Annotated in this window: 13 protein-coding genes; 10 read left to right on the top strand and 3 right to left on the bottom strand. The window is 36.3% G+C overall.

The genetic code is table 11. From position 1 onward, the window contains the following. The first annotated feature begins 156 nt into the window (after positions 1-156). The 4 genes from FAZ19_RS01970 (at position 157) to FAZ19_RS01955 (ending at position 3,771) form a co-directional block, all read left to right on the top strand. Positions 157-1,104 (top strand): NAD-dependent epimerase/dehydratase family protein, encoded by a 948-nt coding sequence (locus FAZ19_RS01970; protein WP_136818918.1) that lies wholly within the window; start codon positions 157-159, stop codon positions 1,102-1,104. A gap of 4 nt (positions 1,105-1,108) precedes the next feature. After that, positions 1,109-1,834: a YebC/PmpR family DNA-binding transcriptional regulator gene (locus tag FAZ19_RS01965; protein WP_136818917.1), complete on the top strand. Its 726-nt coding sequence runs from the start codon at positions 1,109-1,111 to the stop codon at positions 1,832-1,834. Between the two features lie 276 nt (positions 1,835-2,110). After that, a complete protein-coding gene (locus tag FAZ19_RS01960; protein ID WP_136818916.1) occupies positions 2,111-3,013 on the top strand; it encodes a hypothetical protein in 903 nt (300 codons plus the stop codon). A 14-nt stretch (positions 3,014-3,027) separates the two neighbouring features. After that, positions 3,028-3,771, top strand: a complete 744-nt coding sequence (locus tag FAZ19_RS01955; protein ID WP_136818915.1) for a DeoR/GlpR family DNA-binding transcription regulator — start codon at positions 3,028-3,030, stop codon at positions 3,769-3,771. Between the two features lie 36 nt (positions 3,772-3,807). On the opposite strand, the gene FAZ19_RS01950 is transcribed toward FAZ19_RS01955, so the two are convergent. Genes FAZ19_RS01950 through FAZ19_RS01940 form a run of 3 tightly spaced genes read right to left on the bottom strand, consistent with a single transcriptional unit; the run spans position 3,808 to position 7,724 of the window. Beyond that, a complete protein-coding gene (locus FAZ19_RS01950; RefSeq protein ID WP_136818914.1) occupies positions 3,808-4,923 on the bottom strand; it encodes a CapA family protein in 1,116 nt (371 codons plus the stop codon). After that, on the bottom strand, positions 4,904-6,271 hold the full coding sequence (locus FAZ19_RS01945; protein WP_136818913.1) for a hypothetical protein: 1,368 nt from the start codon (positions 6,269-6,271) through the stop codon (positions 4,904-4,906). The genes FAZ19_RS01950 and FAZ19_RS01945 overlap by 20 nt, the downstream gene beginning before the upstream one ends. Then, entirely contained in the window at positions 6,258-7,724 is a 1,467-nt protein-coding gene (locus tag FAZ19_RS01940; protein ID WP_136818912.1) for a lipopolysaccharide biosynthesis protein, read from the bottom strand. The genes FAZ19_RS01945 and FAZ19_RS01940 overlap by 14 nt, the downstream gene beginning before the upstream one ends. Before the next feature lie 152 nt (positions 7,725-7,876). Between FAZ19_RS01940 and FAZ19_RS01935 the strand changes: the two genes are divergently transcribed. The 6 genes from FAZ19_RS01935 (at position 7,877) to FAZ19_RS01910 (ending at position 15,194) form a co-directional block, all read left to right on the top strand. Further along, positions 7,877-8,515: a class I SAM-dependent methyltransferase gene (locus FAZ19_RS01935; protein ID WP_136818911.1), complete on the top strand. Its 639-nt coding sequence runs from the start codon at positions 7,877-7,879 to the stop codon at positions 8,513-8,515. Between the two features lie 3 nt (positions 8,516-8,518). Continuing rightward, entirely contained in the window at positions 8,519-9,433 is a 915-nt protein-coding gene (locus FAZ19_RS01930; protein ID WP_136818910.1) for a glycosyltransferase family protein, read from the top strand. Between the two features lie 3 nt (positions 9,434-9,436). Further along, complete coding sequence (locus FAZ19_RS01925; RefSeq protein ID WP_136818909.1) at positions 9,437-10,189, top strand: glycosyltransferase family 2 protein; 753 nt, start codon at positions 9,437-9,439, stop codon at positions 10,187-10,189. Continuing rightward, on the top strand, positions 10,170-10,406 hold the full coding sequence (locus tag FAZ19_RS01920) for a DUF3820 family protein (RefSeq protein ID WP_136818908.1): 237 nt from the start codon (positions 10,170-10,172) through the stop codon (positions 10,404-10,406). Before FAZ19_RS01925 ends, FAZ19_RS01920 begins: the two co-directional genes overlap by 20 nt. Before the next feature lie 69 nt (positions 10,407-10,475). Then, on the top strand, positions 10,476-11,462 hold the full coding sequence (gene trhO, locus FAZ19_RS01915) for an oxygen-dependent tRNA uridine(34) hydroxylase TrhO (RefSeq protein ID WP_136818907.1): 987 nt from the start codon (positions 10,476-10,478) through the stop codon (positions 11,460-11,462). Positions 11,463-11,615: 153 nt separating this feature from the next. Continuing rightward, positions 11,616-15,194, top strand: coding sequence for a T9SS type B sorting domain-containing protein (locus FAZ19_RS01910; protein ID WP_136818906.1), 3,579 nt, complete (start codon positions 11,616-11,618; stop codon positions 15,192-15,194). Positions 15,195-15,197 lie beyond the last annotated feature (3 nt).

Genomic DNA, 15,197 nt, shown 5'->3' with positions numbered 1-15,197 from the left:
CATGAGCCCCTGCAGGAGCTACCGCTCAAAAAAAGAACAGACAAAACAGCTCATGCTTGCTTACGGTAGACAGGGTTCATCACCTTAAACAGCGATTGAGGGGAACAGGTTCATTTATGCAATTGAATCCTCACGTTTATAATTAATTTATTTTAGATGAAAGAAACGATTATTATTCTTGGTGCCAACGGCCAAATCGGAACGGAGTTAGCAATGGCTCTAAGAAACAAATTTGGAAGCCAACAAATCATTACCTCAGATATACGTGAGCCGCAAACTTTAGGCGAAAATGAAATATTTGAACCTGCTAACGTTCTCGACAAAGTAGAGCTTAAGTCGCTTTTTCTGAAACATAAACCAACCCAAATCTACTTATTAGCTGCGATGCTATCTGCTACGGGTGAACAATATCCTCAGAAAGCCTGGGATCTCAATATGAATGGATTGTTGAACGTATTGGATATAGCCGTTGAATTGGATATAAAAAAGATTTTTTGGCCTAGTTCAATAGCCGTTTTTGGCCCACATTCACCTAAAAAAAATACACCTCAATATTGTGTGATGGATCCCAATAGCATTTATGGCATTTCCAAACTGGCTGGCGAGCGACTTAGCGAATATTACCATAACAAATACGGATTAGATATACGCAGTATTCGCTACCCTGGTATTATTTCATGGAAAACGCAGCCCGGAGGAGGAACCACTGATTATGCCATTCATATATTTTTTGAAGCCTTAAGAACTGGAAAATATCAATGTTTTTTGTCGGAAGACACTGCTCTACCAATGATGTATATGGAAGATGCTGTGCGCGCTACCATCCAACTCATGGATGCTCCTGCAGAGAACCTAACGATTCGCTCGAGCTATAATTTAGCCGGTGTAAGTTTTACACCTACTGAGATTGCGAAAGAAATTAAAAAAATTCTTCCTAATTTTGAAATGTCTTATAAAGAGGGAGACCCTCGTCAAACAATTGCCAACTCATGGCCCCAAAGTATCGAAGATGACTATGCGCGTAAAGATTGGAATTGGGAGCTAGAATTTGATTTGGCGGCTATGGCAAAAGACATGATCAATAATCTTAAAAGAAACGGATAATCAAATGGGTAGAGCTTTTGAATTTAGAAAAGAAAGAAAATTTAAACGCTGGGCTAAAATGGCAGTCCAGTTCACACGTTTAGGTAAAGAAATTGCTATTGCTGTCAAAGAAGGCGGGCCACACGCAGAAAACAATTCTCGTTTACGCACTGCCATTCAAAATTCGAAAGCAGTAAACATGCCTAAAGATCGTGTTGAGGCGGCTATCAAAAGAGCTTCAGAAAAAGATTCAAAGGGTTACGAGGAATTTGTTTACGAAGGCTACGGCCCACATGGAGTACCTATACTAATCGAAACAGCCACAGATAATACGAATCGTACAGTTGCTAATATCCGAAGCTATTTCACCAAGGCAGGAGGATCCCTCGGCAAGACAGGATCTCTGGATTTCATCTTTCAACGTAAGTCCATGTTCCGCTTCCCTGCAGCGGAGGAATTGGACGTAGAAGAATTGGAACTTGAATTGATTGATGGTGGGTTGGAAGAACTATACGTGGAATCAGATGAAGAAGGAAATGATATAGTGGTCTTGCAGACTTCTTTCGAAGATTTTGGTAATATGCAGAAATTGCTGGAAGAAAAAGGAATAGAAGTAACTTCTGCGAAGTTGGAAAGAATTTCACTAACGCATTCGTCCTTGACAGAAGAACAAGCCGTAGACGTGCTAAAACTGATCGACAAGATCGAAGATGATGATGATGTGCAAGCAGTATATCATAACATGGATTAAAAATCCATACATTATTTTTTACCGGAGATATTAAAGAGGGTTATCATCCCTCTTTTCTTCTAAAAACATCTATTCCAACACTTAGAAGGAATCACTAGTCTTATTTTATCGTTGTTTCTCAACATTGCTCATGTAAGTTTTAATTGTCTCTACAATTCGTTACATTTGTGAATGCTGACCTTCGAAGATTTTTTTGTTAGGAAAAAAATTGATTTGATTGCTTTAAAGCAATCAAATTTACCGCTTTATGAAGAGTTCAAAAGCCATTATAATGCTATGGGCGAAAAAAGTTTTGATCATAGTAAGAAATTTTGGTTCAATAAACTCAGAAAAAACTATAAAATACAAGAAATAGAAAACTCCAAACCAATACAAACGCTTACATCGTTCCAAGCTGACGTAGCCAAGGAAGGCAACAATCCCGTATTAGGACCTGAACCAAATGAAATTGCATCCAAAACGATAATCTCTAAAATATCAACGGAAACGACTAACGAGCAACAACAAGCTAAGGAGTCAGTCGGTTTTAAACCGCGATTCAAAGCAGGTGCAACCAAATCCGCTACCACCGAAAAAATTCAAGAAGAAGAAATCGGAAGCAACGTTGCTGATGAAACGCCTATCGTTACCAAGCCCACAGGATTTAAACCTCGATTCAAAGCAGGCACAACCAAATCCGCTACCACCGAAAAGATTCAAGAAGAAGAAATCGAAAGTAACGTTGCTGATGAAACGCCTATCGTTACCAAGCCCACAGGATTTAAACCTCGATTCAAAGCAGGCACAACCAAATCCGCTACCACCGAAAAGATTCAAGAAGAAGAAATCGAAAGTAACGTTGCTGATGAAACATCTATCGTTACCAAGCCCACAGGATTTAAACCCCGATTCAAAGCAGGTACAACCAAATCCGCTACCACCGAAAAAATTCAAGAAGAAGAAAGCGAAAGTAATGCTGCTGATGAAACATCTATCGTTACCAAGCCCACAGGATTTAAACCCCGATTCAAAGCAGGTACAACCAAATCCGCTACCACCGAAAAGATTCAAGAAGAAGAAAGCGAAAGTAACGCTGCTGATGAAACATCTATCGTTACCAAGCCCACAGGATTTAAACCCCGATTCAAAGCAGGTACAACCAAATCTGTGGATTCCGACACTAAAGAAAATGATCAATAATAAAACATATACTCATGCTTAAAGAAGAAAGACAAGCTTACATCGTCCATCAAATAAATCTGCACAATAAAGTGCTTTCATCAGATCTTAGTGTCCAGCTGAACGTCTCTGAAGATACTATTCGAAGAGATCTAAATGAGCTGGCCGAAAACGGACAAGTAATCAAAGTATATGGTGGAGCACTTTCAAAATCTTTTCAATTCCCTTTCCAAGAAGGCAACGTATACGCAAAAGAAGGTAAAAAAGAAATTGCAAGCAAAGCACTATCTCTAATCACAAATGGCATGACTGTTTTAATTGGGGGGGGTACAACCATGATAGAATTAGCACGTCTGATTCCCAATGACATACAGTGCACTTTCTTTACAATCAGCCCTCTTGTAGCTCTCGAATTAGCGGAAAAGGAAAACATTGAAGTAATCCTAATCGGTGGCAAATTATCTAGAAACACGAATATTGTTACCGGCTCACAGGTTATTAACGAATTGGCAGATATACGCGTCGATCTTTGTTTATTGGGAACCAATAGTCTTTCCGTCGAAGAAGGTATTACAGATTCGGACTGGGAAGTTGTACAGATAAAACGTGCAATGATAAAATGTTCTAAACACGTCGCCATTTTAAGTATTGCGGAGAAACTAAACTCTAATCAAAAGATGCGTGTAGCACCTCTTAAAGATGTAAGTTATTTAGTTACTGATTTGCACCCTTCTGATAAGTCATTGAAGGAGTTTGAAAAGTATTTGTCCGTTGTGTAGCATCAACCTTTTCTCAACAAAAAAAGTAGTTAAAATTTATTTTTTATTAAGGATAGCTTTTATTGCTCGCTTTACAAGCCACTCATTGCTCTCAATAAATAAATTATGCCAAATCATACTATAATCAACTCGCCTGTTAAAGAATAGCCTTTTGATATGTTTGGCTAGACCTTTAAAAGAATAATTTGCAAAACCATTGAGTGGATTTGCATAATATTTTCTATGGTGCAAATGCCATTGTTCTACTGCTATTGCATCAATCTGGGAAACATAATCGGAGCTTAATATCTTGTTGGATAAAACATTGATACTTTTTTCTGATTTGTCTTTCTGTTCTAGACAAAGTTTATTCCCGATTTTACGGGTAAGTGATACACAATAGGATCTAACTTTTTTATTCTCAATTTCCAGTTCGAGAATAGCACCAATATTCCACCGCGGGTCTTTTGATTCATAATCAAAGTAGAAATTTCCAAGACTATAAAAAATATACTTTCCATCATATTGTTCAACCCCTTGAACTACATGCGGATGATGTCCTATAACCACATCAGCTCCATTGTCCAAAATTTCTTTATACCTAGACCTCCATTCAGGAATAGGAATATCGATCATCTCCACTCCAGCATGCACCTGAACTATAAGTATATCCACTTGAGATTTATAGTTATTTAAATCCGAATTTACACTCGGGTGGTTGACCCACGCATACCCTACCCCAACATCCTCCTGTATTGCACCGTATCCGTTTTCTCCGTATGCTACAAATCCATACCTCACATTATCCACAATTTTTACTCGCATTAGATAAGCTTCCTTTTCGGTACCCACCCCTAAGATCGCATCTTTCGGAAATGAATTTATAGTAGAAAATAACCCCTCTGATCCATAATCACAAATATGATTATTTGCCATTGAAAAAATATTAAATCCTAATTTTTGTAATTCTTCAGCTGCCGACGAATTCTGAGTAAGGAGAGGTCCGGTCTTATGAATAGCCTTCCCAAAACCGTTTAACGGTGCTTCTACATTACAAGACCGGATAACACACTGTTGAAATAATTCCCGTATATCTTCACATATTTCGGGACTAGAATCCATCACCACATCACCAACGAAAAGCAATCTATGCTTAGGATTTTGCACTTTCATTCCTAAGGTTTAAGAGGTTTTCAATTGGCTTAATCGTTATATAAGCAAAATAGGCCGCCATTAATTCGTTTTTAAACCTTAACATTTTCATCATACCTTTTATTTTTGGTGTGTGCATAAGTGTCTGAAATATTGCCTCTCTCGCGCTTATACCTGAAATCTTTCTGTTTACCCATTCAATATAGTCTTTCTTAAAATGCTCTTTTAACAATTGAATATTCAACGGTTTTAATCCGTGTTTTTTTATAACATCGTAGTTTAACGAGTTCTGATAAGTATAACTGTGCTTCTCTTCTTCAAATAAGACATTATGCCTCTTAAAAAAATCACGCTGCCAAATTCTATTATGTTTCCTATCCTTTGGCAGATTTAACATCGCTAGTGCTATATCTTCTTCTAAAAAAGGAGAATATCCTTCAAAATTATATCGTTGAGGTATAGAAATTAAGAACTTCAACAACATCATCTTTGTACGCATAGTAGCTATAATCCTATAATCTGGATCCTTTAGATTATCTTTCTGCTTATCATAAATGGGCTCAATAATAGAACTATAGTCAACTCCGGTAGCTTTTAAGTAGTCTGCATTCATTCCATGCGTGTGACCCAACACCTTATAATCCATTAGGTCACTTACTGGAGATATATTTACCGCTCCCGCCCAGGCATCACCTATTATACCACTCAAAAGACAAAGCCTAGATTTTTCTATATTAAATATCTTTTCAAAAAACTCGATATGGTATGTTCCCGAAGCCCCAGCTGAAGGTCCAAAAATTGCGTACCATTCGTCAGTATAACTATTAAACTTTTCCAGATTTATTCTAGTCCACTTTATCCCTAGTCTATCAGATAGTAATTTAGCGTAAACGGTCTCTCGTGATTTATTCTGGTTAAATGAGGTGCCATAAGTGTATGCATGAATTCGGCTCTTATCCTTTACTAGCATATTTAAAAATCTGGAATCAAAGCCGCCACTTGTAGGAATAATTATATCCTCCGGAAAAGTCGATGCCCAACTGTTTATGTTGTCTTCAATTTTTTCAATAACGAATTCTTCCTTTGTTGTTATCCCAATTTTATGAACGGTCTCATCTTCATTATCACACACCTCTACAGTACCAGATTTCACTTGTAATGATTGAAAAGGTAACAGGAATTTCACATATTTTACCGGGGTATATCCAAAGACACTATACCCATAATCTAAATAAGCGGATAATCCTTCCTTATCAATTTCTATATTACCGTAATCAATTACGTCACTGATATTTTTACTAAATTTCCCGGTTTTTTCGTGATAGAATATAGTATTAAAACCTACCCAATCACCTTTAATCAATTCCATTCCTATTTTTATTAAATCTCGTCTTTACAATAGCCATTAACTCTGTCCAAATAGTATTCCTGCTAAAATGGTTAATTAAACAATACCCGCTTACGAATATAATAACTTGAATAACTAACAAGTTACTATTTGTAATATTAAAGTCTGCATATGCTGGTATAAATGCCAACAAAGCACAAACTAAACTAGCACAGAAAGAGGACAAGATATCCTTCATTTGTTTAAAAAAATTGTAGCCATATATTTTTTCGCTAAAAAATGTGACGATAATATAACATACTATGCGGACGCACAGCTGACCATATAGAATATTTAGAACACCTTTATTATATGTGAAAGCCAAAATTATTATTGCTAGAGCTAATTTAGTAAATTCTAAATTGAAAGCATAAGTGGATTTTCCCTTAATATTTAAAAAACTAACATTCAGATCGGATAGAGAAATAAAAATACCAGCAAAACAAATGATCTGAAAATAAATTACAGAAGGCGTCCATGTTTCGGTTAAAAACAAAGCAAATCCTGGCTGTGCAATAACGATAAAACAGATACTAACCGGAAATAAAACAAAGGCTAATGTAGCCATCGTTTTTCTACAGGCGTTCAAAAAACGATCAAAATCATCTTGAATTGGCGCTAGGGTAGACAAGGTAGTTCCTTGGATAATGGAGGAGATTAACAAGTTAGGAGTTTCTCCCCATTTATTAGCCTGATAATAAAAGCCTGTAGTCGACAAGGGGTAGTTTGTACCTAATATTGAGTAATAAAGGGGTGACAATATTTTATTAATCATGTTGGAAAACATAAATAAAATAGAAAATTTCAGATGCTTTCTCAGAGATTTAATACTAAATACAAGGCTAATATCCCATTTTCCCCATATCCACAAGAAAACAGTTCGAAAAAATGAATAGAAGACAGGCTGTAGCAAGAGCGCCCAAATTCCATATCCAAATACGGAAATCAAAATAGTAATTGTACCGGATAAAAAAATAGATAAAATATTTATACGTGCAGTTATGTTAAATTGAAAACTCTTTAATATCTGAACATACTGAACAATACCAAACGAATGAACGATTATTTGTAAAAACATTACTCTCGCATAAAAAGACAGTCCATCTATTTTATTGAGACGTTCAATCATAGGCGAACAAAAAAACAGTATAAAATAAATGACAAAACTGGTCAGAAGATTGAAGACAAACATCGTGGAATAATCAATTTTGTTCAATTCTTTAGAACGAACAAGAGACGTAGCCAATCCACTATCGACAAACGATGTAGCAACAGTAGAAAAAATCATAAGTACACCTAATATCCCAAAGTCTTCAGGAGCTATAATTCGGGCTGTTACAACTCCCACAATCGTCACAATAAACTGATTACCAAAACGATCTACTGCATTCCAAAATAACCCTTTAATTGTAACTTCTTTCGTGTTATTACTCATTAATCATTTTGATTTGTACCAAAGTTAGAAAAGAATATCTAACATTATCAAGATTCTAAAAAAACAGAAAAACTTTACAACAGAAATCTATAATTTAGTTTATTCTAGAAAACACAAAATATTTTGTTAGATTTCGATGTAATTTACAGCTTATGAAAAAACAAGGTTCATATTCAACCCTATTCAAACCACGCATTCTATATGGTTTATTGTCTTTGAGTATCAAAGGATATTTTGTCGAGAAAGGATGGATCAATTCTTATTTAACAAAACAAGCATTAGACACATCAGGAAACCCTATCCCTTGGCTAACCTATTCTTTCTTAGACTTTATTAGCGGTAGATTGAAGAGTAATTTCAAACTTTTTGAATTCGGTGCCGGGAATTCAACATTGTATTTTTCTGAATTTGTAGCAAGTGTAAAATCAGTAGAGCATGATGAAGATTGGTTTAATAAGATTCGACCATTATTACCTAATAATGTGAATATGGAATATGTCAACCTAGGAGAGAACTACAGCAGTACTATTTTTAACGAGGATGAAAGCTATGATATTATTCTAGTAGATGGGAGACAACGGGTAGATTGCTGTAAGAAAGCCGTCCAAAAACTAACCTCTCAAGGGGTGATAATTCTAGATGATTCGGAGCGAGCCAAATACAAAGAGGCTTTTGACTTTTTTAAGGATAATGGTTTTAGGCATATTCCTTTTACGGGTATAGCAATAGGTGCTATTCATCACAAGAGCACTTCCATTTTTTACAGAGATAACAATTGTTTAGAAATCTAATTTATGAAAAGTTTTGCACCCATTATTTTATTTGTCTACAACCGTCCGCATCATACCGAAAGAACATTAGATTTTCTCGAAAAAAACACCCTTGCTCAAAATTCCGATGTTTATATTTACTCCGACGCCGCAAAATCTGAAAATGACAGGGACTTGGTTATCAAAGTAAGGAATCTAATTAAAAAGCCGAGATTATTCAAATCCGTAACGATAGTAGAACGAAAAGAAAACTGGGGACTATCAGAGAATGTTATAAACGGGGTATCATCGGTCATCGATAGATACGATAAAGTGATTGTATTTGAAGACGATCTCGAGAGTTCCCCACTAGCTTTAGAATATTTCAATACAACGTTAGATCTATACGAACATGAACCAAAGGTCATGCAAATTAGTGGATATAATTTACCTCTTAAAGACGTTATAAATTTACCAGACGCATTTTTTTTTAGGGTCGTTAATAGTTGGGGCTGGGCTACATGGAAAAGGGCTTGGGACTTTTTCGAAGGAGACATCAATAAGCTCACAAAAGACCTTACTAAATCTGATATTTATGAATTCAGCATCGAAGGAAAGGAAAATTTTTGGAAACAGGTTAAAGAGTTTAAACATGGTAAAATAAATTCATGGGCAATCAGATGGTACCTATCTGTTTTTAAACAGAAGGGGCTTGTGCTTTATCCTAGATATTCTTTTATACAAAATATAGGCACAGATGGATCTGGTACTCATTCTGATATAGAAACGACCTATGCAGTACAACTTGCCACTCAATTACCGGATAAATTTCCCACAGAAATCAAAGAAAATCCAGTTGCTTTCCAATCAATTAAGTATTTTTACGCACACAGAAAAGGATCACCGCAAAAAAGATTAATTCGTTTTCTGAAAAAAAAATGGAATAACAGAAGAAAATAAATAGTGTCTTTGCCTAACATATCTATTATAACTGTCGTTTACAATAACGTTCGAGATATTGAGTACACCTTAAAATCTGTACTTGACCAAACGTATAAGAATATTGAATACATTGTCGTCGATGGTGCATCTACGGATGGCACCATCGACATAATCAAGGCATACGAAGATAGGATCTCGAAAATTATTTCAGAGAAAGATAAGGGCATTTATGACGCCATGAATAAGGGGCTACAAGCTGCAACAGGTGACTATGTGCTTTTTCTAAATTCGGGAGATGAACTATTCGATTTAAATACGATCCAACAAATTGTAGAAAAAGGAAATAATGCGGATATTATCTACGGTGAAACTAAACTCGTAGACGAACAACGTCACATCGTTGGTAACCGCAGACATACAGCTCCAGAAAGGTTTGATTGGAAATCATTTCGTTATGGTATGAATGTGTGCCATCAAGCTATCTATGTAAAACGGATAATTGCAGAACCTTATGACCAACAATATCAATTGAGTGCTGATATCGATTGGATTATACGTGCTGCGAAAAAAGCTAAAATTACAGTAAATATTCATCAATACGTTGCTAAGTATTTGGTAGGTGGTATGTCTCAGAAAAGACATCAACAAAGCCTTAGAGAACGCTACGAAATTTTAAAAAAACATTACGGAACAATTCCAAACGTTATAAATCACTGCATTATTGCATTTCGCCTACTCAAACACCGCATCATACATGGCAAAACAAGAGAATGATTTTTTTAATCCTGAACTATTAATAGAGCTAGCCAATTCGAAAATGCCTTTCGGAAAATATCAAGGATGGTTACTATGTCGTTTGCCAGAGCCTTATCTAGTTTGGTTTCATAAAAAAGGTTTTCCTCGCGGAAAATTAGGAATCCAACTGGCTACTTTATACGAAATCAAATTAAACGGTCTTGAGTACCTTTTGACGCCCCTAATAAAGAAGTAATATTTTTCCTATCTTTGCTGCTAGAGATTTTTAACATTAAACGCCGTTTGCAGCGGTATCAATGAATATATGGCACAATATCAAACATTACTGTATTACTGTTACAGCCCTATTGAACATGCAGAACAATTTGCTGCAGACCATTTAGAATTTTGTAAATCACTAGGTTTAGTTGGTCGAATTATCGTTGCCGACGAAGGACTAAATGGCACAGTGTCTGGCACAGCAGCATCTTGTCAAGCATATATAGATGCTGTACACGCGGACCCACGTTTTGCAAAAACGGATTTTAAAATTGACGAAGTAGAGGAACCTTCCTTCATTAAAATGCATTGCCGCTACAAATCCGAGATTGTACACTCTGGACTTAGAAATCCGGAAATCATTGATCCCAACAAACGAACAGGGATACACCTAGAGCCCACTGAGTTTATGGAAATGAAAGACCGCGATGATGTAGTTGTATTAGATGTCAGATCCAACTACGAACACAACGTGGGCCGTTTCAAAAATGCCGTAACATTAGACATTGAAAACTTTCGGGAATTCCCAGAGAAAGTCAAAGAACTGGAACAATACAAAGGCAAAAAGATCTTGACCTATTGTACTGGGGGGATCAAATGCGAAAAAGCTTCCGCCCTACTATTGCAAGAAGGATTTGAAGATGTATACCAGTTGCACGGTGGCATTATCAAATATGGGAAAGAAGCAGGCGGAAAAGATTTTGAAGGGAAGTGCTATGTCTTCGACAATCGTGTGACTGTCGATGTCAATAATGTAAACCCGGTGGTGGTTTCCACTTGTAAGAACTGTGGAAAAACAACTTCTAAAATGATAAACTGCGCCAATGCAGAATGCAACGAGCACTTCACACAATGCGATGAATGCGGATGGGAAATGGAAGGATGTTGTGCAAATGCGTGCAAATCTAATCCTCGCAAGCGCGAATATGACGGAACAGGGTACTATGTAAAAGTATCCCAACCAGTAAATTTCGACAAAATTTCGAAAAGAAAGTATAAGAATTTTGCGCCGAAAACGCAAAGCAAGATGTAAATAAGAGGGTTGTTAATCTCACCCTAGCAGCCTTTACTTAATTTATAGAATTTCTTAGTTAATACTTCATGCAAAAAAAACGTTTCTTTGGTTTGTAGATGAAAATTAATACATTATTTTAGTCGCCAACATAACTGAATTTTTTAAAATCGCATGAGGTACCTGATCCTTCTTTATCTATTAATCATAACAAAGACCATATTCGCCGAAGGATCTAAAGATTTATATCCTGCAGGAGTAAGGGGGGCCAGAGCCTACATAGTTTCGGGAAGATCAATGTTTAACAATGGTCCGGTTGAAAACGGTGCACATTATGCTTGGGTGAAGAAGGGAGAAATCATCGCTGTAGCTTCGAGTGCTCAAAATATAGGTAATGGGAGTATTGAAGTCATTTCACCATCTGGAATACGATATCAAACCACCAACAATGATATTGGAAAAATACAAGCTACTGGTTTTCTGAATACTAGGCAAGCTGAATTAGCTGGTCCACGAATAGGATACACCCCTTTGGAAATTAACGCAACAGAAGAAGGTATTTGGTCTATAAAATTTTATGCACCTTATGCTACAACAGAAGGCGAATCTGCTATGGTGCAAGCTAATGCAATTTGGCTTCAAGAATATGATGCATTTATTGCTGCTTGGGACATTTCCATCAGAGATATTACCGATTCAAATTGGATAAATGGACGTGTATTTACCCATAGTCTGACCTTGTCTATTCATTCTAGAAATTTAGAACGATCCGACGGATCAGGAGGGTATTACGGCAAAAATTATATTTTAACTAACGATGCAGTTATTTATAGGGTGGATGCAAATGGGAATCACGGCCTAGGATTTTCATATTTTGCAAATAACCTCGGTTTTATAGATTCCCACGAAAACCCAATTTATAAAAGTATAAATCAATATGACCAAGGGTATCATTACCCTTTTCTAGCCGATACAGACAAACTTATAACACATAAATTGTTTTATAATTTACCTGACTCAGATTTACCTAAGGAATCCATAGGGCAATACCCCGGAAATAAAACCTGGCTACTCAATAAGCCTGTTGTTGCCGAAGTGAATAGCATTCGAATTGTAGGCATAGAAGGGCGAGAAAATCACATCAGCAAAAAAGGAGCTTGGATTTCGTTTGACTCATCTTATAAAGGGAGATATCAAATTGCGATTAGCTCCAAATCTAGCCAACATCAATTTGTGACGATTAAAATGGTTCATTCCGCAGATATAGGTGCCAACAAAATATACTGGAATGGGCTAGACGGTAACTCACAAATGCTACCTGTCGGAAAGGGTTATCCTATCGAAGTGGATATTTCACTATTAGATGGAGAAGTACACTTTCCTTTTCTAGATATTGAAGTAAATCCACAAGGATTATTGGTTGAACGTTTTGAACTCTCTGGCAAAAACTTAGGTTATTCGACCTTATACTGGGACGATAGCGACATTTCTCCTGGCATTCCCTCGGAAATGTCAAACCCTCTCATCAATTTGGAAGGAATATTGAGTAACATCAATGGACATAAGTGGGGATCGTATAAGCCGACTGATTGGAGCATGGGAACTGTCAATTCTTGGTATGGAAGTCATAGTTTTGGAAACGGGAAGGGTATGGACACTTGGACCTACAATCTAAGCATAAATAGTACTTACAATAAAAATATTACAGTAGCAATACATGATTTACAAATAGAATCGATTAGTACGGATAAAGACGTGATTGATCTAAATGAAAGTTATTGGTACACTGTCAAGATCAAAAATGAGGGGCCTTCAGGTGCAGAATCGGCTTATTTTTCTTTCACAATCCCAGAAGGGCTATTGATTGAATCATTTACATCATCTACTACTTGCGCAACTTCCCTACAAGATCATTTAAATACTTCTGGTTTCTCTTCGACACTTGATATTCCAAGTGGATGTGAGGTCAGCTATCAAATGAAGGTAAAAGTCGTTCAAGCAACAGAAGAATTTTATTTTCGAATCCCAGTTCAAGGCAGTATTGTAAGATCTGCGGACTCGACAGACCCCGACGCTATTTCTTTAGATTTATCAAAGACAAGTCCGGGTAGTGCAGAAGAGGAATGCCTAGCGAATTGTAACAATATAAAGCGCCATGATAAGGTTATGCTTATTGAGCCCGAGTACGAGCGAGGTAAAATCGGTCTCGTCAAAACAGTAGATTATTTTGACAGCAATAAAGATGGAATAATTTCGAAGGGAGATCAATTGGAATATAAATTTCGTGTAAAAAACTTAGGCCAGACTCCTCTTCAAAGATTAGCATTGATTGATGAAAAATTATCCAGCACCCCTATATGGAGTCCAAATTTGACACTGAAGTCTGGTGAAGAGCGACTATTTACCTATAAATATGTCTTGACGGAATCAGATATTGTTAATAATATAATCATTAACTCCGCACATATTGAGGCCTACAATCCGAGGAATAGAATAACTTCAGATATATCAGGATCCGATTTTGGCAACGATAATCCTACTGTTTTTAGTTTTGAAAATCTTCCCGTATTAAAATTGAAGAAAACAGTACAAAATGTGGGAACAGGAGAAGAGGGACAATTCACAGTCGGTGATATAATACAATATCGTTTTGAAATTAAACATATTGGAGACAAAATTGCTGATGTAAAAATAGTGGATAAGTTAATTTCTGATAGTGCTTTTCATATAAGCCTTCTAAAGTCAAACGGACTAACAAACTATGTAGCAAATTATCTGATTACTGAACAAGAGACAATTAATAGTAAAATTATTAATACTGCCAGCGTTTTGGGAATAGAAACTAAGTATAATACAATTATAAAAGATATTTCAGGTCATAGCTTTGAGGACGATTTACCTACAGAAACAAGCATCGCCCAACCCTATATAACTTCAAACGACAACTATACGATCTATGAAGGGGAAAGGCTAAGATTAGACTTTTTACAGAATGACAAACCTGGTTCCAGTAATATAGACAGAATTGATCTTTTGGGTAATTTCCAACATGGACATGTTATTGCTGATAACAACAGTTATTTTTACACACCTTCGATAACAGCTAAGAATGTGATGGAGCGGGTTCATTATCAAATATTGGACAAAAGCCGACTACGAAGCAACCAATCCTACATACAAATTAATATCAAAAAAACAGAGGCAATAGCAACCAACGATTCAATTCGGATTAATCACGGCCTTAAAAGCAGGTTGTACCCACTAAGAAATGACTATTCGAACGGTAGCGAAATTGATCCTACATCAATTGAGATAACAGTTCTTCCAAAAAGCGGAAAATTACTGTTGAATAGTGATGGCTCCATCGACTACATACCTGATACTAAATTTACTGGAATAGACTATTTTGAATATCAAGTTTCCGATAAAAATGGGAATAAATCCGAGGCTGCACGGTATTCTATTCAAGTAACTGGTCTTTTTATCCCCAATGTTATCAGTCCGAATGAGGATGGAATAAACGATTCATTCTTTATTATCGGGGCAAACCAATACGATAAATTGGAGTTAAGGATTTTTAATCGTCTTGGTGTAGAAGTATTAAATTCAGCTGATTATCAAAATAATTGGACTCCCGACAAAAAATTAGATGAGGGCACGTATTATTATATATTAAAAGTGTTTAAATTAGGTAATGCTCCCTATACAAAAAAAGGATCGCTATTAATCGTTAGAGATTTGAAATTTCATTAAGTA

Origin of the sequence: Sphingobacterium alkalisoli, from assembly GCF_005049105.1 — a bacterium.
Taxonomy (GTDB): Bacteria; Bacteroidota; Bacteroidia; order Sphingobacteriales; family Sphingobacteriaceae; genus Sphingobacterium; species Sphingobacterium alkalisoli.
Note: the sequence above shows the minus strand (reverse complement) of the source record. Positions and strands in the feature narration are given on the sequence as shown.